This is a genomic window from Xenorhabdus sp. XBWT, assembly GCF_059072735.1.
Map to the genome: position 1 here is coordinate 1,833,445 of NZ_CM180990.1, position 24,167 is coordinate 1,857,611.

The window sequence follows — 24,167 nt, forward strand, 5'->3', positions numbered from 1 at the left end:
ACAGGGGAACGGCTATGGGCGGAAAATCTAAGATGAACAATATCAATGAATTAATTAAGGTGTTTATGACTGAACATGCGGTTGATTTCAACGGTGATCTGTTTGATCAGGGAATGACATCGAAATCAATCATGCAGTTGCTGATTCGTATTCGGGAACGTTTTGACGTTGATATTGATCTTGATGAGTTTTTGCATACCCCCACGATGGAACGCCTGAATCATTTAATTATCAGGCAAATTGAGAACAATAAGCAGGATACCGGCGAGTCTGCAATAACCAACTACCAACATTCAGGGATCTTACAACGGCTCGGGCAATTGATGTCAGGCAAGGGGCTGAAACCCGATCAGGATTTTTTTGAACAGGGTTTCAGTTCGCTCAATGTGATGGAGCTTGTCCTGACCGTGAAAAAAGAGTTTGGTGTAGAGCTTGAGCTTGAAACGCTTTTGTCAAAGCCGACGCTGAATACGTTGGCAATGCTGATTGATCAACAACAAGCGGATCAACAACAAGCCGGCCTTACTCAACCCCCCATTTTTCCGGTGGACAATGAACTATCAGTACTTTCATCGTTATCAGAAAAACAGGCATTCAAAGAAAAACAATTCAACATCCGTCAGTTGAATAGCAGCTATGACACGGTGCGTGCCAAATGCCTCTCGCCTGAGCAGTTTCAGCGTCAATACAACGCTCGCCGTACTTTCAGATCATTTGATGAAGCACCGATGCAAAGAGAGAGCGTACTGGGATGGCTGAGCGCACTGAATGCCATGCTGATTGATGGCAGCCATCGATATCTCTATCCGTCGGCGGGTGGCACATACAGCGTTCAGATTTATGCAGAGATAAAATCCGGCAGGGTCGGGGGATTTTCAGCCGGATTTTATTACTATAATCCGGTTGAACATAAGCTCGATAGGATTTCATCAGCAGAACTGCCCCAAAACAGCCATTTTTACTATAACCGCGCCTACTATGAGCATGCACATTGTTGCTTATATTTTGTCGTTGAGTACGACGGCATTGCCCCGCTGTATAAAGATAAAAGTGATTTTTTTGCGGCAATTGAAATAGGGGCGATTGTCCAGCTGCTTTCACAAAAACAGGCGCACTACCATATTGGTTCTTGCCCGTTATCCGGCGTTGATGAAGCGTCTTTAGCAGAAGTCCTGAAACTGAAAGAGAGCCAGCGAACCCTTTTGGGGATGGCGTTCGGGCTGGTGGCGCAGGCACAACCCTGGGAAGAGGAGAGCTGCATCGGGACGCTGGAGCAGGATATCGCCATTATTGGCGTACAGGGAAAATACCCCGGTGCACCGGACTTCGGGACATTCTGGAATAACCTCAAAGAGCAGAAATGTTGTTTCTCCCGAGTGCCGGATAACCGTTGGGGGGCGAAGGAACATTTCGAACATTGGGGCGGGTTTGTCAATGCCATTACGGATTTTGATTCTGATTTTTTTGGCATTCCCGCGGCTGAACTGGAACGGGTGTCCGCTCAGGAGGCCTGTTTTTTAACCGGTGTTTATGAGTTGTTGGATTGTGCTGGCTATAACGGGGAAAATTTGCAGAGTCTGGGGCAACGTGTCGGCGTCTTCACTGGTGTGATGTGGAATGATCCGGCCAACCCGACAGAGGGAACTGAGACGGCTCTGGTATCAGACAGCCATGCTCCCTTTTCATCAATCGCGAACAGGGCATCCTGGTTTTTCAATTGGACAGGACCCAGTGTTGCCATTGATACGAGTTGTTCATCGTCATTAACCTCTGTCTATCTTGCCTGTCAGGCGATTGTGCAAGGCGATTGCGATGTGGCTGTGGCGGGCGGGATCAATCTTTTTGCCCACGCATCCCATTTTACTAACCTCAAGCGGTTTAACATGATTTCTGAACGTTCAGATGCACAGGCATTTGGCGAGGAAGCGGCCGGTATTATTCCGGGAGAAGGGGTGGGTGTTGTCCTGTTGAAGCCGCTTTCTCAGGCGGAAGCAGACAAAGATCATATCTGGGGGGTGATAAAGGGAGGCAGTATTGCCCATAGCGGCAGGGTATCGGGCTATGGGGTGCCTTCCACGCAACAGCAAAGTGAACTGATCAAAAAGACATTACAGAAAACAGGCTATGACGCTGATTCTGTCGATTATATCGAAGCCGCCGCCGCAGGCACCGTATTCGGGGATGCATCCGAGATCCTCGCCATACAGACCGCCTTTGCAGAACGCCACTCTCCACTGTTTGTTGGCACGCTTAAACCGAATATCGGGCATCTTGAATCCGCCTCAGGGATATCGCAATTAACGAAAGTGCTGCTGCAAATGAAGCACGGCTGTTTATTGCCCGTCATGCCCTATAACACCCTTAATCCGTTGATAAAACTGGATGGAAATCCGGTCAACATTGTGGCTGAACAACGTCAGTGGCAGGGTACACGGCAACATCCCGGGCTGGCGATGGTGAACAGTTTTGGCAGTACGGGTTCCTGTGCGAATCTCTTGCTGCAAAGCTATCATCCACCCGCGCACGCTTTGCAGGAAAGCCTGAATATCACCCTGCCTGAATTGTTTGTTTTATCAGCGAAGTCACCGGACGGTTTGCGGCGCTATGCAGAGCGCTGGGTGCATTTTTTTGCATCGGAATCGGGATCGGAAAATGCCGGGAAAATCTGCCTGAAACAGGTGTTTGCTGTCACTCAGGCCGGACGGGAGCATTTTGAACAACGCTTGGCTATTCCCGCCAGCGCATTATCAGAACTTCTCACTAAGTTGAAACACTGGATTGCAGAAGGCGCTGGGGTGGGTATTTATCAAGGTTGTTGTCAGGATCGTATTGCTGCCGCCAATGCAGACGGGCAACCTCATCTGGCTTTCAATGTGGATCAGAGCCATGAGATTGCAGAGGCTTGGGTAAGGGACCAATGGCAGGATTGGCGGTCTTTTTACAGGGATGAGCCGCTACCCAAAATTCCACTGCCTGTTTATCCGTTTTATGAATCTCATCAGGCACCATCACTCATACATACGGATAGCCCAGCTGAGCCTGCTATCAGCAATCGCACATTGATGGACAGTATTTCACATGCACAAGTGGCTGGAGAAAAGTCGCTCAGCATAAAAGAATTTCTGCTTTCTCTGATTGCCCGCATCTTGCAACAACCTTTAGCGCAAATAAATAGCAGCGTAAGTCTGTTTGCTTTGGGAATGTCATCATCTCAGGCGATCAAACTGGTACGGATGGTGGATCAATATACGGGGATTAGCCTGCCGATCGCCATTTTGCTGGAGAAGAATTCAGTGACTGAACTGGCAGATTATCTGATGGAACAGCATGGCGAAATACAGATCAATGCTATCGCGATACCTGAACATCAGGCGCCGGCCCGGACCATGAATGCCAATGTTGTCGTGGAACAGACGAGAAGGCCCGAAACATATCGGTTATCAGAAGGCCAGAAGGGATTGTGGGTGCTGCATAAACATGCTTCCCAAAACAGAGCTTACAACTGTCCGGTATGTTTCCGGGTGAACGGCCTGATAGATCAACAGATATTCCAACAAGCGCTGGATCTACTGGTCAGGCGCTATCCGATACTGGCGGCAACGATTTTTGAAGAAGAAGGGCTTCCCTATCTGTTTAATAATCCCAACAGTACCATCACGGTGAATGTTGAAACTGGGAGGTCATTGAGCGGGCCGGAACTTGAAACTTATTTGTCTGAGAAGATAAATAAACCTTTTGATTTCGATCGCGATGCTTTGTTACGGGTGCATTTGCTGCCTCTCTCTGAAAAAGAGACCCTCATTTTACTGTGTGCACACCATATTATTGTGGATGCCGTTTCCATTAACCCAATGATTTCGGCGTTATTCCACTTTTATCACCTGTTGTCGGTGCATCAGAAACCGGTTTTTGACGCAGGGAAGGACAGTTGGTACGACTTTGTTCAGCAAGAACAAGCGCTGTTGCAAAGTGACGAAGGAAAACGCCGGCTGGAATATTGGGTTGATGCACTGGCAGATGCGCCGGTTTCAACAAAATTGCTTGCGGACAATTCATACCTGAACGTTGAGAAATATCAGGGAGAAACATTGACACGGACGTTATCCGCGCATTTTTCAGAGAAACTCAAGGTATTTGCCAGCACACTATCTGTTTACCTGCCCTCCGTTTTCTTAAGTGTGTTTCAGTTAGTGGTCCACCGTTTTACCGGACAGAACGATATTGTCATTGGTATGCCGACCGATGCCAGAACAGAAGAGCATCAGCGGGAAGAAGTTGGCTACTATGTTTATCCGCTCCCTATCCGCAGCCAGCTCTCAAAAGAGATGCCTTACCCGCTGTACCTGAAAGCGTTGCAACAGAGGGTGCTGGATGGTTTAGCCCATGCCCTGCCTTTTCCGGTCGTGGTAAGAGCCTTAAATCTGTCTCAGGGTATGGATGACGCCCCCCTGTTCCAGATGGCCTTTGTTTACCAGCAATCCATTGATCATCCATCAATGCCGCAAGGGGAATTTCAGGCTTCAGGCACGCAGGCACCGACAGAACATTTAACCCAGTACTCTCAGAGTGGAGAGTATGAGTTTATGTTAGAAGTCGTTGAGGCGGCAGACACATTCACATTGAACGTGAAATACAACCCTTCCGTATATCGCCAGTCAACCGCGTTGAGAGTCATAGCACACGTAGAGAGGTTGTTGCAGGAGGTCGTTGAACAGCCAGACCGGAGGCTGATTGATTTCCCACTGACGGATCAAAAAGAGTCTGTCCAAATCCTTGAGGAATGGAATCGTACCGCCGTCAATCTGGGGGAAGCGTGTTGCGTGCATGAACTGTTTGAGCAGCAGACCGCAAAAACGCCGGACGCCGTGGCCGTGGTATTTGAAGAGGTGACACTGACGTATCAGCAACTCAATGTGAAAGCAAATCAACTGGCGTCCTGTTTGCAGGAGCTTGGGGTTCAGCAGGGAACATTGGTCGGTATTTGTATGCAGCGTTCAGTGGAAATGATTGTTGGCTTATTGGGTATTTTGAAAGCGGGTGGGGCTTATGTTCCCCTTGAACCCGGCTATCCTTCCCAGCGCATTGCCTATATTTTGCAAGATTCGGGGATTTCCGTTGTCTTAACGCAGAAGCCGCATCAGTCTATTTTTACCCACTTTAACGGGAAGCTTGTTTTTCTGAATGCCCAGAGTACCGAGTTGCAGTCTCAGAAAGCCTTGTCCAACCCGATAGGGAGGAGCACGCCAGACAACCTTTGCTACGTGCTGTATACGTCAGGTTCAACTGGTGCGCCAAAGGGGTGTATGTTGCCTCATTCCGCCATCGTCAACCGCCTGCGTTGGATGCAGGATAAGTATCGGCTAAATGTCACGGATAATGTCCTGCAAAAAACGCCCTATAGTTTTGATGTCTCCGCCTGGGAATTTTTCTGGCCATTGATGTCAGGTGCGACGCTGGTTTTTGCCGCACCGGAAGGACATAAAAACCCTGATTATCTTATCCGGCTGATTTGTGAGAAGCAGATCACCACCTGCCATTTTGTCCCTTCCATGCTGGATGTGTTCATCAATACCCGTGAAAGCGAAAAATGCGTTTCATTAACGCGTATTTTTACCAGCGGTGAGGCATTGCCCTATAGCGTGCTGGAGTGTGTAAATCAAAAATTGCAGGTAAAACTCCATAATTTATATGGTCCGACAGAAGCCGCCATTGATGTCAGTTATTGGGAAGGAGAAAAACGGGAAGATAAAAAGACACTGATAGGAAAACCCATTGCGAATACGCAGCTGTATATCGTGGATGATCGCATGAATCTTTTGCCTGTTGGCGCCCCGGGAGAATTATTAATCGGCGGAGCAGGTCTGGCGAAAGGGTATTTAAATTTACCGGAACGGACTGCGCAGAGCTTTATTTCCAACCCGTTTGCCGACGATCCGGCAGAAAAAGTCTACCGCACAGGCGACCTTGTCAGATGGTTGGCGGATGGCAATATTGAGTTTCTGGGCAGAATGGATAATCAGGTCAAGATCAGAGGATTCCGCATTGAATTAGGTGAGATTGAAACGTGCCTGAAACATTGCAAGGATGTTAAGACGTGTGCGGTTCTGTTAACGGAAGATGGGCATTCAGGCAATTTCATTACGGCTTATGTGGTGTTGCACCCGAATGTGACTCTCTCTGTCAAGGCGCTCAGGGCTTTTCTGAGACAGCGCTTGCCGGATTTTATGGTTCCTGCGCAACTGGTGCTATTGGATGCACTGCCGGTCACGAGCAACGGAAAGCTTGATCGGAAGGCGCTGTCTGCATTACAGGCAACCCCCCTGTCTGAGACAGCGTTGGTTGCTCCCTCTTCTGCTATCGAACGACAATTGGCGAATATCTGGCAAGACGTTCTCAATCTGAAGCAGATTGGCATTAACGATAATTTCTTTGAATCAGGGGGGCACTCGCTAACCGCAATCACACTCCTGTCCCGCATTCAGGAGGCATTTCCTGAAAACAATATTTCTTTAATCCAGTTTTATCAGGCACCGACTATTGCCGGCATGATCCCCTATTTCAGCGGCACCGAAAGCGCAGAAAAAGGGCTTTTGTCATTGTTGCATCGCAGTCAGGAAGAGACCCGGATGACATTGGTATGCGTGCCTTATGCCGGGGCAGCAGCAACGGTATACCAGCCACTGGCACATGCACTAGCGAAAAAGAACACCGGATGTTCAGTCTATGGTGTCACGATCCCCGGCAATGCATTTGGCAGCAGGTATAAAGAAGTTGACATGGACTATGACATGGTGGCTGAACTCTGTGCCAGAGAAATAGTAGAACAGATCCCAGGAAAAGTGGCCATTTATGGTCACTGTGTTGGAAGTTATCTGGCACTGGAAATTACCCGCAGGCTTGAATTAAAAGGAAAATCTGTCGAATTTTTAGTTGCTGCGGCTGCTTTCCCGTTACCCCGCATTATCCGTTATCTGCCGTTCAATGATCGATGGAAGCATAAAAGCGATAAATCTTTATTACAGTTACTCAAGAAATGGGGAATTCCCGTCAATAAAGCGCTGGAGGATTCTGTCGCCCGCTTTTTAGTCTCCCGTTTCAGGAAAGATGCAAAACTGGCCTATCAATATGAAAAGAAACGGGGTGATTGGCGGATAAACGCGCCATTGATGAGTTTAGTCAGCAAGCAGGATCCTTTAACCAAAAAGTATGCATCTCAGTACCTGAAATGGAAGCAGTGTGCTCATGAAGTCAGTTTGATCACATTAGAAGAGGGGCATCACTATTTCATTGCAACCCATCCAGAACAGGTAGCCGGTGCTATTGAGCAATTTAAACTTAATCCATTGACTTTCGTTGATCCTAACGTCCTGTAGTAATGGATGATTGGCAAAACGTAAGAGGGAATAGAGATGAAATTACAGAACAAGATATTGGTTCGATTTTTCTGGTCATGGGTCGCGGTGATGTGTCTGGGCACGATAATCCACGGCATTTACCGGATCTGGTGGGTAATGGAAGGGGCAAGCGGCAATATACAGCCCAATCTGTTAAACCCTAATCAGAGTAACGATATGGGATATATAAAACATCACTATATGTCCTATTTCCATTTGATTACCGGCATTGTGCTTTATGTATTGGGACCTGTTCAGTTCGTTGATCGCATCAGGCGCACATGGCCGAAAATCCATAAATGGTCGGGGTATTGTTTCTTTATCACCATTTTGGTGGTGGGTGTCACCGGGATTTTAATGGCAATTTTATTTCCGGTCGGAGGCACCTCAGAAACGGTTTCATCAGTTTTATTTTCTCTGATCATGGTCTTCTGCGTCCTGAGAGCGATTACCATGATTTTGAAAAGGAAAGTTGAGCTTCATCGTCAGTGGATGATCCGCAGTTATATGATTTCACTCGGCCCCGCCACCATGCACGCTTTTATTCCGCTTTTTATCCAGATTGGCGGAAAAGACATTGGTGAAGCCCTTGCACTGTCTTTATGGATTGGATTCACCATCCATCTCATTTTGGCAGAGGTTTGGATCAATAACTCACGGCCATCAGAAAAAAGGCAATTTCCTGAATCAAAAAAACAGAAGTATGAAACTTCGGCCTCAGTCTCTCAGGAAAGATACGAAATTACGCTTTAGGTTGTTTTGAGAGATAGCTTTCCCCTGTTGCACCTTGCTGGCAGGAAAAAAGCAGGATGTCGTTGTGTGACGAGTGATCAATCTTTGCATTTATATAAGGACTGGGCATGAAATCTTCTAACTGGATAGATAACGCAGCGTCGGGTTATGCACGTTGGGTTGTGAAAAGGCGTTATCTCAATCTTATTTTGGTTTGCATTGTATTATTCTTTACTTTCAAGGGGATGGAAAATCTGGCATTTACCAGTAGTTATAAGGTCTTCTTCAGTCGGGAAAACCCATTTTTGAATGCGTATGAATCAATGCAGAAAACCTACAGTAATGGTGATAGCGCTTTGATTGTACTGGCACCGAAGGATGGCAGTGTTTTCAGTAAAAAGTTTCTTTCCGTAGTGGAAAAGTTAACCGAAGAAGCCTGGCAGGTTCCGAATGCATATCGTGTTGATTCTATAACTAATTTTCAGAACACCAAAGCGGATGATGACAATCTGGAAATCAAGAAATTGGTTCCTGATGCGGCAAGATTAACAGAACGGGACTTAGTGGAAATCAAGAAAACAGCACTGAATGAACCTCTGTTAGTTAAACGTATCATTTCTGAAAATGGGGATGTGACGGCGGTAAATGTATCTGTACGCTTGCCGGACGGAGACGACAAAATTGTTGCTGAAGTCGCCGCATATGTTCGCCAACTAAAAAACCAGTACATGCAGATGTATCCAGACGTTGATATCTATCTGACGGGTGTGGCGATGATGTCAAATGCCTTCCCCGAAATCAGTATTAAGGAGATGTCAACGACAATCCCTATTGTGTTTCTGATAGTTCTTGTTTTGTCTTTCCTGGTGCTGCGATCGTTCAGCGCAACTTTTGTCGTCTGTCTGGTGATTGTTTTTTCCATTATTGCGGCATTGGGCGCAGCCGGATACATGGGAATCAAACTCACTCAGGTTTCCGCCAATGTACCTGTCATTGTCATGACACTGGCGGTTGTTGACAGTATCCACGTTCTGGTAACCATCATTCATCGTATGAAGCAAGGCGACAGCAAGCATGATGCGATAGTGGAGAGCTTAAGGACAAATTTCTCTCCGGTTGTCATTACCAGTGTGACCACCGCAGTGGGATTCCTGGGTCTGAATCTGAGTGATGCACCACCATTTCACGATTTGGGCAATATGACGGCAATAGGGATGGGAGCCGCATTGTTTTATGCCTTATTTTTACTGCCCGCGTTGCTGGCTGTGTTACCTGTCAGAGTGAAACCCAGCGTACAGAAAAAGCCGTTTTTCATTGAATTTCTGGCGAATTGGATTATCGACAACAGAAGAAAACTCCAGTTTGGCACGGTGGCGTTTGGACTCATCATGCTTGCCTTTATACCCAGGCTGACGGTGGATGAAAATTTTGTCAAAAATTTTGCCGAGGGCCTTGAAATCAGGGACGACTCTGATTTTACCCAAGATCATTTAACCGGACTTTTCAATATGGAGTTTTCGTTAGGTGCAGGGAAAGAAGGCGGAATAAATGAACCTGAATATATGGCGAAAGTGGACGAGTTTGCGAATTGGTCACGTGCTCAGCCGGGAGTGATGAATGTCAATGTTATCACTGACACAGTAAAACGCATCAACCGAAGCATGAATGGCGATAATAGGGATGACTACAGATTGCCAACAGACAGAGAAGCAATCGCTCAATATCTTTTGCTATATGAAATGTCCCTTCCTTTGGGTTTAGATCTTAATGATCAGATTGATGTCAGTCGTTCAGCAACCAAAATGACCGTCACGTTCTCTGATTTAAGTACCTTTGAAATGCAAAGGGCAAAAGAGGCACATGAACAGTGGCTGATCAATAATGCACCTTCATCAATGCATGTACATGCAGCCAGCGCATCTTTAATGTACACCTACTTGATGAACACCAATATCAAAGGATTATTAGTCGGTACGGCTATCTCGTTTCTGATTATTACTCTTTGTCTGGGGATCGTTTTCCGTAGTGTGAAATATGCATTGATTAGCATGTTGCCTAATATATTGCCCATTTTTATGGCGTTCGGTTTATGGAGCATCATTGATGGGGTTGTGGGAATTGCAGCTGCAACAATTGCTACCATGACTTTAGGGATTGTTGTCGATGATACCGTCTATTTTGTTTACAAATATCTTCGTGCACGCCGTGAACACAAAATGGAACCCGAAGATGCCGTGCGTTATTCCTTCTCAACCGTTGGTATCGCTCTGTTATCAACCAGCATCATTTTTATCTGCGGTTTTGGCTCTATGGTGCATTCAGATTTTTTAATGAATACCCAAATGGGGATTTTTACCGTCATGACAGTAACTTTTGCACTTTTGCTTGATTTCTTTTTATTGCCAACATTGCTGATAGCAATAGATGGCAAGGCTAAGAAAGATAAGCCCTCCGTTCCAGATAAGCCATTAATGATAAAAATATGACACTGATTATGAAGGCACTAAATAAATAATTAGGATATTTTTAGGAGAAAACATAATGAGAAAACACTTTGTTCGGATTTTGGGAATAAAAGGAATTTCACTGGTATGTCTATTTATTTCAGGGTTATTTAGTTTCTCCACATTCGCTTCAGAAGCGCGAGGAAGAGAAATTCTACAGGAGGCCATCGCCAGAGATAACGGATTCGGTGATACAGTCACTGATATTAAAATGACTCTGCTGAATGTAGAAGGCCAAGAAAGCCATCGTTTTTTAAAGATTAATACACTGGAAGTGGCCGGAGATGGTGACAAACTATTAACTTTTTTCGAACAACCCAGAGATATAAAAGGTACGGCCTTATTAGCCTTTACTCATTTAGACAAGGATGATGAGCAGTGGATATATTTGCCTGCCACAAGGCGTGTAAAGCGTATCTCTTCCGGCAATAAATCGGGATCTTTTATGGGCAGCGAATTTGCTTATGAAGATTTGGCTTCCGAAGAAATTGAAAAATATAAAATATACACCTATCTGGGTGAAAAGCCTTGTGGAAAACAAAGTTGTTTTATTGTTGAGAGAAAACCCGTTGATAAAGAATCAGGGTATGCTCGGCAGATTGTGTGGATAGACAAAGATTTTTACCGATTTATCAGAATTGATTATTACGATCGCCGTAATGCATTGTTGAAAACAAGAACATTCGATGACTACCAACTTTATATGGATAAGTATTGGCGTTCTTCCGAAATAACCATGAAGAACCATCAATCGAAAAAAACAACGAAATTGGTCGTAAGAAACATTCAATTTCAGGTTGGCTTAACGGATCGGGATTTTGATATTGCCGCCTTGAAAAGATCGAGATAACACCCGGGGGTACAGACGATGAGGTCAAAAATAAGTACTAAAGGGAATTTTATTTCACCATTGGTCAGTGCATTGGCAATGTTCGTTTGTTGGAATGTATCAGCAGGAAAACTTGATGTGTCTTTAGGATGGGAACAACGGTTTTTTTTTGAAAAAGGCGTGTCTGATGGACAGGAAACTGAAAGCCATTCGTTTCAGGCTGGAGGAAAGTACTTTACTGAATGGGATGATGATAAACAACATGTAGTTATCGATGCGTTATATCGAAAAGATTCCAGCAGTAATAACAGAGAGCCTTTTGAACCACGGGATTTGTATTGGGGATATATTTATGATTCGTGGGAACTTTATGCTGGTTTCAGGAAAGTCTTTTGGGGGGTCACGGAGTTTAGTCATCCTGTGGATATTATTAATCAGTCAGATTTGGTTGATGATCCTTTTGGAAATGAAAAACTCGGTCAGCCGATGATTAATTTAACTAAAGTTAATGACTGGGGTATCTTTGATCTGTTTCTTCTTACCGGATTCAGAGAGAGAACTTTTCCTGGTCATAAAGCAAGGTTACGTACTGAACTGGATATTGACAGCCGAAATGCGGTTTATCAACATGCTGATAAGAAATCAAAGCTGGACTTTGCCGTGCGTAGTCATCATACATTAGGTAACGTCGATTTAGGATTATCCTATTTTAATGGCACTGAACGCACCCCGGAGTTTGTTCTGAACAGTAATAACCAGCTTGTTCCTTATTATGGTCAAATTCAGCAGCTCGGATTGGAATATCAATGGAACATTAATAATTGGATCGTCAAATGGGAAGGGGCTTACAGGAAAAAAGACGGCCATTTTTCGACAAGCCCTAAAACATCATTTTTAGTTTATTCCGGCGGATTGGAATATACACATTATGGTGTTTTTGGAAGTGGGGCTAATTTGACTTTTTTCCTCGAGTATATGAAAGATACGCGTAATAAATTTTCAGACACGCCTTTTGAAAATGATGTTTTTGCTGGTGTTCAGTTTTCTGCAAATGATCAACAAGACATGATTTTGTTTTTAGGTGTGACTCAGGATGTTCATCATGGCACCAGAGCATGGACATTTAATGGCAGCAGACGCTTTGGCGATAATTTCAAATTATCATTGAATGGTGCCATTTTTGAAAACTTAAGTTCTGGCGATCTCTTATATAGCTTCCGTAATGAAAGTTATATTGGCATGAAGTTTATCTATTTCTTTGGTGTCTAAAACGTATTAAAGGGTTAAAAATGAAAAAGGAAAACTTTCTGAGTCTGTCTGAAAGACATCAACAGGAAGTATTATCAGAATTACTGGGTCTAAGTCCTGTTCAGTCTTCCTCTGGAACGCTTAATGAACAGCTAGCCAAGCATAATTTGGATAATATTTCGCTGGTTTCATTGTTTGAATCAATAGTCGAAAACTATTCTGAAAAAACAGCCGTGGTATTAAATAATGAGAAAATGAGTTATGACGAGCTGAATAAACGAGCAAACCAAGTTGCACACTATTTAATTGGAAAAACACCTGAAAGCAAATGCATAGGTATCTTTTTAGAGCCATCTTTTGAAATGGTTATCAGCATTATAGGAATATTGAAAGCGGGTTATGCTTATTTACCAATAGATATTAATAATGCGGATGAAAGAATAAAAACGATTCTTAACGATGCAAAACCGGACATTATCATCACAAAAAGTGTACATTTGAATTCGCTATCTGGATTTTCGGGTGAGGTTTTCTGTCTTGATAGTCACTATTTGGCACTTTTACATTCATTAGCATTAAACCCCAAGAAAGATATCAAGGGCACGCAATGGGCTTATGTCATCTATACCTCGGGTTCAACAGGAATACCAAAAGGGGTGCCAATCGCACATTATAATGTGGTTCATCTTTTCCGTGCGACAGAAAGACTCTTTAATTTTTCCGATAAAGATATTTGGACCTGTTTTCACTCAATAGCATTTGATTTCTCCGTTTGGGAAATTTGGGGTGCGCTTTTAAAAGGAGGAATACTGGTATTAGTTCCTTATAATATCAGTCGCAATCCTCCCAAGTTTTATGAGTTATTGGTACGTGAAAAAGTAACAGTATTAAATCAAACCCCGACAGCATTTAGATTACTGATGCAAACAGATGACTATATATCAAACAAAACAGAACCTCTTAGCCTGCGATACGTTATTTTTGGTGGGGAAATGTTGAATATGTCAAGTCTTCGTCAATGGACAGACAAGTATGGATATCAACAACCTGAATTAATCAATATGTACGGTATTACAGAAACAACAGTACATGTTACTTTTCATAAGATTAGCCCAGATGATTTAGTCAATAATGTAAGCTCGATCGGGTTACCTTTACCAGGAGTGACAATTTACTTATTAAATGAGGCAGGTCAGCCAGTAAAAGAAAATCAGGCTGGAGAGATGTATATTGCAGGCTTAGGTGTTGCCAATAGTTATTTAAATCGTCCGGAGTTAAGCCGTAAGAAATTCATTACTAACCCCTTTGAAGAATTATCGTCAAATTTGTACCGTACTGGTGACCTTGCCCGGTATATGGAAAATGGTAAGTTGTGTTATCTGGGACGTATCGATAATCAGATTCAGATTAGAGGATTTCGGGTTGAACTGGGTGAGATTGAATCTGCAATGAGGAAATTAAGTTTTGTAAAGGATGCTATTGCTACTATATATGGACAAGAACAAAACTATGGACAAGAACAAAACGACTTGAAAATTATTGTGGTATATCAATCTAATACAGCTAATAAGATTAAGCATAAAGAGATCAGGCAGCGATTAAAAGAGTATCTTCCTGATTATATGCTGCCGGATTTTACGGCAAGGGTTGTGGAATTTCCAATGAATAAAAATGGCAAGTTAGATCTAAGCCAGATTGGATGGGATAAAAAGGGCATGGCTGATGAGAATGTGATATGAACAAATAGTGATTATACTAATTCAGTATTATATTAAACTTAGCCTGGTTCTATTTTGTTAAGCAATCTATCAAATTTAAGCAATTAATTGCGGTTTTTGTTTATCTCCAATAAACTCATTTTTGATATTTGTGAAAATAGAACATAGGGGAGTGACAATGATTGGTTATATCACATTGGGTACAAATGATTTTTCCCGTGCAGCTAAATTCTATGATGAACTGCTTGCTGAATTAGGTGCCCTGCGTGTCATGGAAACACCGGATTTTATCGCCTGGGGGCCGGATTTTAATGTGACAAATCTGTGCATTATTAAACCGTTTGATGGTAATCCGGCAACAGTGAGTAATGGGGGAATGATCGCACTCAATGTTGACAGTCAAGAAAAGGTCGATCAAGTGTATAACAAAGCTATTGCCCTTGGAGCAACGGATGAAGGAACACCAGGTCCTCGTGGCGAGCATGGTTTTTATGCTGCTTACTTCAGAGATCTTGACGGCAATAAATTGAATATCTTCTGTATGTTACAGGGATAATCTCTATTATTAGGATCCACACAGGCAACTATTATAAAGTTGCCTGTACACTCCCTAACATGCATTTTTATGAATAAGTTAAGTTTATTAGAAAAGGAGATGTTTATTATTAAATGACGCGATATTTGATGTCATTATATAAATGAAGCTGATAATGATAAAATTAATTTCAATACATGTTTAAATACTTCGTATTTTTTCAATGCTAAATAAAATTCATTTGGCATTGATATGTACTTTAATCTCTGTTTTCTAAAATGAGAGGTGAATAATCAAAGTTGCAAAATATGAATGTCTTTTTTATATAAAAATTTATTGCCACTATTTTTAGTGAAAAATAGTTATACCCTATGGATTTCAAGGTGCAACTTGAAATAAGACGGGTATATATGTGTTTATTATGTATATCTTCAATAATGGTCTATGTATGAACGAATATCTATAGGTCTTTCATTACATTTAACATTAAATGGAATTTATTGATATGAGTGAAAAAAATAATATGCTAATTGCCTCATTGGCAAATGAAGGTATGTCGGCTGTTGGTTCTTCGGCTGAGGAAATTTTATTAAGGTTGTTATATCAGTTAATTATTATTCTTATTGTTACACGGCTTTTTGTTTGGATTAGTCGCTCTTTTTTAGGGCAAACTGCCGTTGCAGGAGAAATATTGGCAGGCTTGGTTTTAGGACCAAGTATAGCAGGCGCATTATTTCCGGAATTAATGGAAAATATTTTTCCAATAGAAAGCTCAACGATTTTCATAGGAATTTCTCAGATTGGGCTCATTTTATTAATGTTTGAGATAGGGCTTGAATTTGAGTTCGGAGAGAAACTAAAGAAGAGTCGATTTGCGGTCGCTGTGATAAGTATTACGGGGGTTTTTCTGCCTTTTACGGTAGGTTTCTTTTCTGCTGAATGGATATGGAACTCTATTACAGCCCCACGTCCTGATAAGAATACTTTCCAATTATTTTTTGCTTTAGCGCTATCGATTACGGCTATCCCCGTTTTGGGAAGGATTTTTATGGAATTGGGGCTGGCTCAGACGCGAACAGCGGCTTTAATAATCGGCGCTGCCGCAATTGATGATATAGTTGGTTGGATATTATTGGGTGCTATCTTGACACTCTTTGTTTCTAATTATCAGTTTGATCAATTTATATTTAACATATTTGGTATAGTTATTTATATCATACTAATATCTTTGATTGTCAGACCACTTCTGAGTCGTTGGCTTACTTCGAGATTAAGAAAAGAAAAACGACTTAGCCATACCACTATGGCCTGCATTATTATTGTTCTGTTTTTGTCTGCTTCTGTAACGAGTTATCTGGGGATTTTTGCCCTAATCGGTAGCTTTGCTATTGGGGTAGTGTTACATGAAAATAGAGAGTTTGTCATACGCTGGAAAGAAAGTATGGGTAGTTTGGTACATGTATTTTTTCTCCCCATATTTTTTACGTATACGGGGCTTCGTACAGATATTGGTAGCCTGAGTGGACCCGATGAATGGATGATGTGTTTACTAGTATGTTTGTTGGCGTTTGTTACAAAGTTTGGGGGTACCTACATTGCAAGTCGATTATTAGGTGAAAATCGCCGTATTGCTGCGACTATTGGTATTTCCATGAACACAAGGGCATTAATGGAACTTATTGTTCTCAATATTGGCTATGATTTGGGAATTTTGCCGCCTAATATCTTTACTATGTTAGTTATTATGGCTATTTTGAGTACGTTCATTACAACGCCTCTGATCCGCCGACTAATGAGGGCATCATAGAGTAACCCTTTCTTTAAGATGGAAAAAGGATTCATTTGTGATTGGATGATGTTCGCTAAACAAATTGTATCGGATAAGAATACCGGCAGGGCAAGAACGTGAACGTTTTTCGAACTTAAATTGTATGAAATAACACCTAATGTTGTGAGGTAATCACGCGACTTGGTCTTGTTTGCAACTGAAGAGGGGGACGTCTATCACATCACTACACTTTCAACATTGTTATTTATATGACAGATGGATGAAAAGAATGTTTGCCGAGATCAATACCAATAAGCGAGATATTATTTATGATGCTGGCCTCTTAATAAGACATCACCCCTGTTAATACACTGCTGTCAGGGGAGAGGGGAACCATTTCATTATCCATAGAAATGCATGACAGAATTATAGGATATTATCTGAACATTCATCACTATCAATAAATTAGAGTCACGACCAAAAATTGAAGGATTACCGTATCACTGAGCACGTTGAAAATAGGACAAATATTTCTTCCAACTGCGTCAAAAAATGCTTTTATTTATGTTTATAATCCATGTAATTAAAGTTCTTAGCGGTATAGGGATATACTTACAGCTAGGATAATAAAGACAGAAGTTAGCCGCAGGATAATTATTATCAGGCAATAAATGAATTAATTTTCCTTCCCTTAAATGTTTAAGGACAAGATGTTCATAAACAAAAGCAATACCCAAACCGGCTTCAGCGGCCTGAATCATGGCAACATCAGAATCCATGACTAAATCCCTTTTGACATGTATTTCAGTGATATTGCCTTTTGTGTCAAGAAACTCCCAGCGGTAAATTTCTCCGGTAGGAAAACATCGGTTAATACACCGGAAATTTACCAAATCTTTTACTGAAACAGGTGCCCCGTTATTTTTTATAAATTCTGGACTGGCGACTGGCACAAGATTCAGCTTAGACCCAAAAGGGATCGCAATCATATCTACAGGAATATCATAAGCATAACGTATGCATGCATCGAATCCAGATTCAATAATGTTTACCTTTCTGTCTGTTGTGTATAGCTCTAGGGTAATATCCGGATATACTTTTTTGAACTCTAAAAAATAGCCCCGAAAGAATAAGTCAAGTACTACCCTCGGCATGTTTATTCGAATAATACCTTCTGGCATTTCCTTATGGTAATTAAGGCGGTCAATAACATTTTTGAAATCATCAAATACCGGAATGATCTGGTTCAGGAATTCCTCCCCTACAGCAGTTAAAGAAAGACTTCGTGTTGATCTGTTTAACAACCTGACCCCAAGTTTTTCTTCAAGATTATTTATTGCACTGGTAAGAGAGGGAGGAGAAAGGTTCAATTCTTTTGCTGCTTTCCGGAAACTTCCGTGTTTTACAATAAGAATTAATATATTTATTTGTTGAAGATCAGGGATATTATTCATTATTAGTTTCTCTTTAATACTGCATTTTTTACATATTAATTGTTGTGAATGTAAAAGGAGAATATAACGTTAATTAAATTTAACAGATGAGGAAAGGAAGATGAAAAAACGTTATCTCGGAAAAGATAAATTTTCCGTATCTGTATTGGGATTGGGCTGTATGGGAATGAGTTTTGCTTATGGCGGAGCAGAAGAATCGCTGGCAGTTAAAACGATTCACACAGCAATCGATATGGGAATAACCTTCCTTGATACCGCAGAAGTTTATGGCCCTTTTGAAAATGAAATACTGGTTGGAAAAGCCATTAAAGGACTTCGTGATAAAGTACAGGTTGCGACAAAATTTGGTTTCCGTATTTTGCCCACAGGAAATGGGCTTGAGCGAATGGCCGGTGTTGACAGTCGACCAGAACATATTCGTGAAGCCGTGGAAGGTTCTCTTAAACGACTCAACATTGACACTATTGATTTGCTTTATCAGCATAGAGTAGATCCTTCCGTACCTATTGAAGACGTTGTGGGTATCATGTCCTCTCTGGTCAGAGAAGGTAAAGTACGACATCTTGGTTTGTCGGAGGTTTCAGCAGACACCTTGCGCCGGGCCAGTAAAGTGCATCACATTACCGCTGTACAAAGTGAATACTCCCTTTGGTCTCGTGAAGCTGAAAAAAATATACTTCCTGCCTGCCGTGAACTTGGCGTGGGCTTCGTTCCTTATAGCCCGCTGGGACGCGGTTTCCTTACTGGAAAAATCACAGATAAGTCTGATTTTGCCAGCGATGATTTTCGCCGTAATCTCCCTCGTTTTCAGCAGGAGGCCATGCAAAAAAACCAGCAATTACTCAGTAAACTGCAATTTATAACTGAAAAATATCAATGCTCTTTAGCGCAGCTCGCCCTCGCTTGGATGATGAGCAAAAAAAACGATATTGTTCCGATCCCGGGAGCAAGAAAAATTGAACATCTTAAGGATAACGCTGGGGCTGCTAATCTACTGATCTCAAAAGATGATATTAAAGCAATTGAGACTATTTTTATGCCGGAAAATATTCATGGCCTGAGATATAACCAGGGTGATTTCGATCTCATTGACAAATAACTATTTGTAATAAATTCATCTCCTTTGTTCTGGCAAGAAATGGGGCTTATCTCATGACTTTATCTACATCCCGTGGATCAGACATGCCTACCGCAGTGTACGCATTGTCTGTTGGCTCATTCGGTATTGGTACTACAGAATTCGTGATTATGGGCGTATTGCTTGATATTGCCCGGGATTTTAATATTTCCATTACACTTGCCGCTTATTCGATCACCGCATACGCCTTTGGCGTTGTTATTGGGGCACCTCTAATTACCTCGTTTCTTAGTCGATATAATAAGAAATATTCGCTTATTCTTCTTATGGTTATTTTCACTGCTGGGAACTTTTGGTGTGGTGTATCAGGAAATATTACCACGCTTATTATAGCCAGAATCATAACGGCTTTTGCTCATGCTTCATTTTTTGGCATTAGTTCTGTTTACGCATCAGAGTTGTCAGTACCAGATAAAAGAGCCTCTGCTGTGTCAGCCGTATTTCTTGGCGCTACACTAGCCAATATTATGGGTGTTCCCCTCGGGGCGTGGGTAGGTCAGTCTTTTGGCTGGCGTTATACATTCTTCATGGTAACAGTCATTGGACTATTGTCTGCATTGTCAGTGCTGTTTTTTGTGCCAAATCGTCAGACAAATAGCGTGAATAAAAAAACAAGAATCATTGATGAATTGAAAATTATTACCCAGAAAAAAGTTTTCAGAAGTATGTTAATTACCACTCTGGGTTTTTCTGGCGTATTTTCTGCATTCACCTATATCTCGCCAATGCTGAAGAATGTTACACGGATAAATGAAAAATTAATTCCCCCGGTGTTGGTACTGTTTGGCATCGGTATGATTGTGGGAAATCACATCGGTGGAAAACTAACTGATAAAGAGACGCGTAAGGCACTTATCATTACGTTGTCTTTCCTTATTACAGTGCTTTGTTTGTTTCCAGTAGCCATGTTGAATTCAGCATCTGCTTGTGTCGCTGTATTTTTACTGGGAATGGCTATGTTTTCTACTATTCCACCCTTCCACCCTTACAAATCCAAGCGTTAGATAGTAGTGAAACATCAAAAAGTATGGTCTCTTCTTGTAATATTGCTGCATTTAATCTCGGCAATGTAATCGGTGCCTGGTTTGGCGGTTTGTTACTTGCATGCGGGGTGTCTCTTTCTCATATCCCTCTGGCGGGTGCCTTTATGACGGCTATTGGGCTAATAATTGCATGTATCACATTATGATTCCTTTAAGGTAAGTGAGTAAATATGAATTATCGATATTTAGGTTCTACGGGATTATCCGTATCTGAATTGTGCTTTGGTGCAATGACTTTTGGTGAAAGAGGTGCCTTTCTCGGTGCCCCAAATCGTAACTGGGCTGAATTTGGTGTTGTTCCTGAAAATACAGCTTATGAACTCGTGTATAAGGCACTGGATGCTGGGATTAATTTCTTTGATACCGCCGACTGTTACAAAAATGGTCAAGGCGAAGAGTTACTGGGCAATGCACTGAAAGGGAAACGGCATCAAGTTATTATTGGCACCAAAGGCCGCTGGCAGACCGATCCTAATCCGAACTCACTTGGTGCATCCCGTTATCACATCATCAATGCAGTTGAGCTGAGTCTCAAACGTCTTAAAACTGATTATATCGATATTTATCATTTACACGGTTTTGATCCCAGAACGGCATTGGAAGATACACTTCGGTCACTGGATAATTTGATCCGTGACGGGAAAATTCGCTATATCGGCGTTTCAAACTATTCAGCCTGGCAACTGATGAAAGCCCTAGGAATTTCTGAGCATCTTGGCCTAGAAAAGTTTTGTGTATATCAGGGATACTACAACATAGCTGCACGGGAATTGGAGCATGAAATTATCCCATTGGGCATCGATCAGAATGTCGGGATCACAGTCTGGAGTCCACTCGCCGGTGGTTTTCTGACGGGCTATTATTGTATTTTTTCCTCTTGGATGTTCAGGAAGCAGAATAAATTATTGTCTCTTCTGGTTTACCTGATGCTCTGTAATAAAAATATCTTGAGCAGGCGTCATAGTGTATCGATGGAGAAATAGAGTGAATTGGTTTTAAAAATAATCTGAAAGGTAACGAATATGAACAAACTCATTGTTGTCGGCAAAAAATTTACAGTATTTGCCGAAAAAAATGAAAATGTCCTGACAGTTAATGAATTTGAGCGTTTTGTCTGGACGGGTAAAATCAACAAAGTAGGAAAAATTATCTTGGGACAAGGGGTACAGCTGGATGATATTTCCAGAACTATTGATATTATTCGTCAAAATTATCCTAATAAAATACGTGAAATAATTAACTTAAATGATATTTATTACCAGAATAATAGGGATCACCAGAAACAGGTACATAAGTGTAGAAAAGAAAATATCTTTATCACCAGCCCACAAAAAAAAGGCAATGATAATTATCACGCCAGATTAATCCTTCAGGACTCTTCAGAATTGTTATGTGATCACCAGATGGGTCAACATATACAGGGAATGATTCTGATTGAAGCAGCAAGACAGGCTATAATTGCCACAACGGAGAAATATTTTTTCAGGGAAGTAGGAATAAACATAGCCGAGAAGTATTTTACCCTGACATCCTTGAATGTTATAATTTTATCGTTTGTATTTCCGCTACCCGTGGCAGTGTCGCTTAGGGTTTTATCCTTGGAGATCACAAAATACGGTAAATTAACATGCGAATGCTATATAACGTTCAAGCAAAACAAAACAAAAGCCGCCGAAATTTGTTTCATATTCAGTGTGTATGACTTTAACTATATTACCGAAGTAGAGAATAAACTGGCCTCATTGTGTCACCATTGCTATTTAAACAGTATGTGAGCGAGGTTTACCGTTATGGGGATTGCCTTTTTTGACTTTGATAAAACTGTTATTACAGGTAAAAGTATGTTTATCTTTCTGAAAAAATACTCAGAACTTGGAGCACTACAGTGTGGATTATCGTTTACCCGTATAATTCATGAAATAAAAAAACTGAGTGATGAAGGAAAAACAAGAGAAGATATTAACTGTTATTATTACTCTTTGTTCAAAAATGAATCACAACATAAGGTAAGAACAACGGCCAGAAAAATATTCAGTGAAGGCGGTTATGATTTTAATTCCATTTTCTGTATGTTATGCTTATGGTGATCACATATCAGACCTTAGTCTGTTGCAACTGGTTGGTCATCCTTGTGCTGTTAATCCTTCATCGGAACTCGTAGCTGAGTGCCAGAAAAATGGCTGGCCGATCCTGCTTGAGCCTAGATAGGACAGTGATCTAACAAAATAACTATTACATATATAGCAGAATCAATATAATTAGACATAGGTCACATGCTCTGTAAACAGTTCATCAATAGAGCATCTTTCTCGTCTTCTTGTTGTTTTTGTTTCAGCCCATTTGTTTTCGATAGGATTTAAATCTGGGCTGTAAGGGGGAAGCCATTCTAACTGGCACCCGTGATCGGCTATCGCTTGTCGCGTGTCACACCGTTTATGGAAAGGGGCATTATCCATTACAATCACTGCACCCTTTGGGAGCTTTGGCAACAAATCTTGTGTCAGACAGGCATGAAACACATTCGCATTAATGGTTCCGGCAAACAAACTTAAGGTCACAAAGGTATTTTTAATGATGGCACCAATGGCATTAAGGCGGCCTTTGTGCTGCCAGTCATGTAAACCAAAACAGCGGGACCCTTTTAACGAATAGCCATGCGTACGTGGCATGGACTGCTCAACGCCGCTTTCATCCAGATAAACAATCTGTTTGCCCGCCTGCTCATGATGGCGGATACGCTCGCCAAATACCTGACGCGCGTGTTCGTCAGCGGCGGGGTGTTTGTGCGTTTTTTTTGACGGTTATTTTGAGTCGTTTCAGGGCGTAATGGATAGCCGATTGTGAGACACCCAGACGTTTTGCTCTTTCCCATTGATAATCATCGGGATAATTTTTGACATCGGCGATAAGTGTCTCATCACTGATTTTCGTGGGCGGCTTATCACGTGTCATACAGGGTTCTAACCCATCTCAATTCTACCTTGTCATTGGGATTTAGGTATTATGACACAGTATTATGATTCTGCTATATATCTTTGATGAACCAACAACTGGCCTTCATCCTTCAGATGTCGCTGGGCTTATCGAGCTTTTTCGCCGTTTTGTCGAGAAGGGTAACTCAGTTCTGATCATTGAGCATAACATGGACGTTATTGCAGCAGCGGACTGGATTATTGATTTAGGAGAGCGTGCGGGAACTAAGGGGGGGGGCAGATCATGTTCAGCGGCACACCACAGGCGATGGTTGAGCAGGGTAATTCGCTAACTGCAGAATATTTACGACAACACTGTAAAGATACACGAACCGAAGAGAAGGTAGTATGAAAACGGATAACCAGAATATTTATGATGTTGCAATAACACCTTTTGAAGAGGCATTAAGCAGGCTCCAGTGTGTTCTGTTGCAAGAAGGACTGCGACAAATCCAGAAGGTATTTCTTGGGAACAATACGATACCTTGTATTTAATTCGGCAGTATCAATCGATCAAACCCAGTGTTATTGGTGAAAAACTGGGCTTTGCCCGTTCGAAAACATCTAAGATCCTGCGGACGCTAAAAGATAAGGCATTAATTGAACAGGAGGCAGGAGAAAGCGATAAGCGTGAACTGGTCACTCAATTAAGTCAGAAGGGACTCATGTTTTTGCAGCGGGCGGAATCCAGTAATCACAATATGGCTGATATTATCGCGGCTGATATGTCTCAGGGGGAAATCGTCATATTTACAGAATTGTGTAATCGTGTCGCAGCTCTTCTCTATGCGCAAACACCAATGTTAGATTAGGGGGCGTTTGGCGAAAGGGA

At 42.0% G+C, this 24,167-nt stretch carries 15 protein-coding genes and 2 pseudogenes; 14 read left to right on the forward strand and 3 right to left on the reverse strand.

Annotation, left to right across the window (positions count from 1 at the left end; genetic code table 11):
- Window positions 1–14 precede the first annotated feature (14 nt).
- The 8 genes from AC5JQI_RS08405 (at window position 15) to AC5JQI_RS08440 (ending at window position 16,767) form a co-directional block, all read left to right on the forward strand.
- Entirely contained in the window at window positions 15–7,373 is a 7,359-nt protein-coding gene (locus AC5JQI_RS08405; RefSeq protein ID WP_493914385.1) for an amino acid adenylation domain-containing protein, read from the forward strand.
- Between the two features lie 36 nt (window positions 7,374–7,409).
- Entirely contained in the window at window positions 7,410–8,147 is a 738-nt protein-coding gene (locus AC5JQI_RS08410; protein ID WP_493914386.1) for a DUF2306 domain-containing protein, read from the forward strand.
- A gap of 107 nt (window positions 8,148–8,254) precedes the next feature.
- Window positions 8,255–10,612: an efflux RND transporter permease subunit gene (locus AC5JQI_RS08415; RefSeq protein ID WP_493914387.1), complete on the forward strand. Its 2,358-nt coding sequence runs from the start codon at window positions 8,255–8,257 to the stop codon at window positions 10,610–10,612.
- 55 nt (window positions 10,613–10,667) lie between these two features.
- A complete protein-coding gene (locus AC5JQI_RS08420; protein WP_493914388.1) occupies window positions 10,668–11,480 on the forward strand; it encodes an outer membrane lipoprotein-sorting protein in 813 nt (270 codons plus the stop codon).
- Window positions 11,481–11,498: 18 nt separating this feature from the next.
- Window positions 11,499–12,728 carry a hypothetical protein gene (locus AC5JQI_RS08425; protein ID WP_493914389.1) on the forward strand — a complete coding sequence of 410 codons (1,230 nt, stop codon included), beginning with the start codon at window positions 11,499–11,501 and terminating at the stop codon, window positions 12,726–12,728.
- 20 nt (window positions 12,729–12,748) lie between these two features.
- The gene (locus AC5JQI_RS08430) at window positions 12,749–14,446 is read left to right on the forward strand and encodes an amino acid adenylation domain-containing protein (protein WP_493914390.1); all 1,698 of its coding nucleotides are present in this window, start codon (window positions 12,749–12,751) and stop codon (window positions 14,444–14,446) included.
- Between the two features lie 157 nt (window positions 14,447–14,603).
- Window positions 14,604–14,981 (forward strand): VOC family protein, encoded by a 378-nt coding sequence (locus tag AC5JQI_RS08435; RefSeq protein ID WP_493914391.1) that lies wholly within the window; start codon window positions 14,604–14,606, stop codon window positions 14,979–14,981.
- Window positions 14,982–15,465: 484 nt separating this feature from the next.
- Complete coding sequence (locus AC5JQI_RS08440; protein WP_493914392.1) at window positions 15,466–16,767, forward strand: cation:proton antiporter; 1,302 nt, start codon at window positions 15,466–15,468, stop codon at window positions 16,765–16,767.
- Between the two features lie 506 nt (window positions 16,768–17,273).
- Here the strand turns inward: AC5JQI_RS08440 and AC5JQI_RS08445 are convergent.
- Complete coding sequence (locus AC5JQI_RS08445) at window positions 17,274–18,182, reverse strand: LysR family transcriptional regulator (RefSeq protein WP_493914393.1); 909 nt, start codon at window positions 18,180–18,182, stop codon at window positions 17,274–17,276.
- A 100-nt stretch (window positions 18,183–18,282) separates the two neighbouring features.
- Between AC5JQI_RS08445 and AC5JQI_RS08450 the strand changes: the two genes are divergently transcribed.
- The 5 genes from AC5JQI_RS08450 to AC5JQI_RS08470 all read left to right on the forward strand — a co-directional run bounded on the left by AC5JQI_RS08450 (window position 18,283) and on the right by AC5JQI_RS08470 (window position 22,450).
- Window positions 18,283–19,281, forward strand: a complete 999-nt coding sequence (locus tag AC5JQI_RS08450) for an aldo/keto reductase (protein WP_493914394.1) — start codon at window positions 18,283–18,285, stop codon at window positions 19,279–19,281.
- Between the two features lie 53 nt (window positions 19,282–19,334).
- Complete coding sequence (locus AC5JQI_RS08455; RefSeq protein WP_493914395.1) at window positions 19,335–20,324, forward strand: MFS transporter; 990 nt, start codon at window positions 19,335–19,337, stop codon at window positions 20,322–20,324.
- A gap of 209 nt (window positions 20,325–20,533) precedes the next feature.
- The gene (locus AC5JQI_RS08460; RefSeq protein WP_493914396.1) at window positions 20,534–21,346 is read left to right on the forward strand and encodes an aldo/keto reductase; all 813 of its coding nucleotides are present in this window, start codon (window positions 20,534–20,536) and stop codon (window positions 21,344–21,346) included.
- Window positions 21,347–21,385: 39 nt separating this feature from the next.
- Window positions 21,386–22,138, forward strand: a complete 753-nt coding sequence (locus AC5JQI_RS08465) for an AfsA-related hotdog domain-containing protein (RefSeq protein ID WP_493914397.1) — start codon at window positions 21,386–21,388, stop codon at window positions 22,136–22,138.
- Window positions 22,139–22,153: 15 nt separating this feature from the next.
- Entirely contained in the window at window positions 22,154–22,450 is a 297-nt protein-coding gene (locus tag AC5JQI_RS08470; RefSeq protein ID WP_493914398.1) for an HAD family hydrolase, read from the forward strand.
- Between the two features lie 171 nt (window positions 22,451–22,621).
- Here AC5JQI_RS08470 and AC5JQI_RS08475 read toward each other — a convergent pair.
- Window positions 22,622–23,101 (reverse strand): annotated as a pseudogene (locus tag AC5JQI_RS08475) (IS630 family transposase); the annotation flags it as partial.
- A gap of 28 nt (window positions 23,102–23,129) precedes the next feature.
- Window positions 23,130–23,327: pseudogene (locus tag AC5JQI_RS08480) on the reverse strand (IS630 transposase-related protein); the annotation flags it as partial.
- Window positions 23,328–23,754: 427 nt separating this feature from the next.
- Here AC5JQI_RS08480 and AC5JQI_RS08485 point away from each other — a divergent pair.
- Window positions 23,755–24,147 (forward strand): MarR family transcriptional regulator, encoded by a 393-nt coding sequence (locus tag AC5JQI_RS08485; RefSeq protein ID WP_493914399.1) that lies wholly within the window; start codon window positions 23,755–23,757, stop codon window positions 24,145–24,147.
- Window positions 24,148–24,167: the final 20 nt, after the last annotated feature.

Coding starts and splice junctions, on each gene's coding strand:
- AC5JQI_RS08410 (WP_493914386.1), top strand. CDS start 7,410: ATGAAATTACAGAACAAGATATTGGTTCGATTTTTCTGGTCATGGGTC.
- AC5JQI_RS08425 (WP_493914389.1), top strand. CDS start 11,499: ATGAGGTCAAAAATAAGTACTAAAGGGAATTTTATTTCACCATTGGTC.
- AC5JQI_RS08440 (WP_493914392.1), top strand. CDS start 15,466: ATGAGTGAAAAAAATAATATGCTAATTGCCTCATTGGCAAATGAAGGT.
- AC5JQI_RS08470 (WP_493914398.1), top strand. CDS start 22,154: ATGGGGATTGCCTTTTTTGACTTTGATAAAACTGTTATTACAGGTAAA.
- AC5JQI_RS08435 (WP_493914391.1), top strand. CDS start 14,604: ATGATTGGTTATATCACATTGGGTACAAATGATTTTTCCCGTGCAGCT.
- AC5JQI_RS08460 (WP_493914396.1), top strand. CDS start 20,534: ATGAATTATCGATATTTAGGTTCTACGGGATTATCCGTATCTGAATTG.
- AC5JQI_RS08405 (WP_493914385.1), top strand. CDS start 15: ATGGGCGGAAAATCTAAGATGAACAATATCAATGAATTAATTAAGGTG.
- AC5JQI_RS08415 (WP_493914387.1), top strand. CDS start 8,255: ATGAAATCTTCTAACTGGATAGATAACGCAGCGTCGGGTTATGCACGT.
- AC5JQI_RS08450 (WP_493914394.1), top strand. CDS start 18,283: ATGAAAAAACGTTATCTCGGAAAAGATAAATTTTCCGTATCTGTATTG.
- AC5JQI_RS08455 (WP_493914395.1), top strand. CDS start 19,335: ATGACTTTATCTACATCCCGTGGATCAGACATGCCTACCGCAGTGTAC.
- AC5JQI_RS08465 (WP_493914397.1), top strand. CDS start 21,386: ATGAACAAACTCATTGTTGTCGGCAAAAAATTTACAGTATTTGCCGAA.
- AC5JQI_RS08430 (WP_493914390.1), top strand. CDS start 12,749: ATGAAAAAGGAAAACTTTCTGAGTCTGTCTGAAAGACATCAACAGGAA.
- AC5JQI_RS08445 (WP_493914393.1), bottom strand. CDS start 18,182: ATGAATAATATCCCTGATCTTCAACAAATAAATATATTAATTCTTATT.
- AC5JQI_RS08420 (WP_493914388.1), top strand. CDS start 10,668: ATGAGAAAACACTTTGTTCGGATTTTGGGAATAAAAGGAATTTCACTG.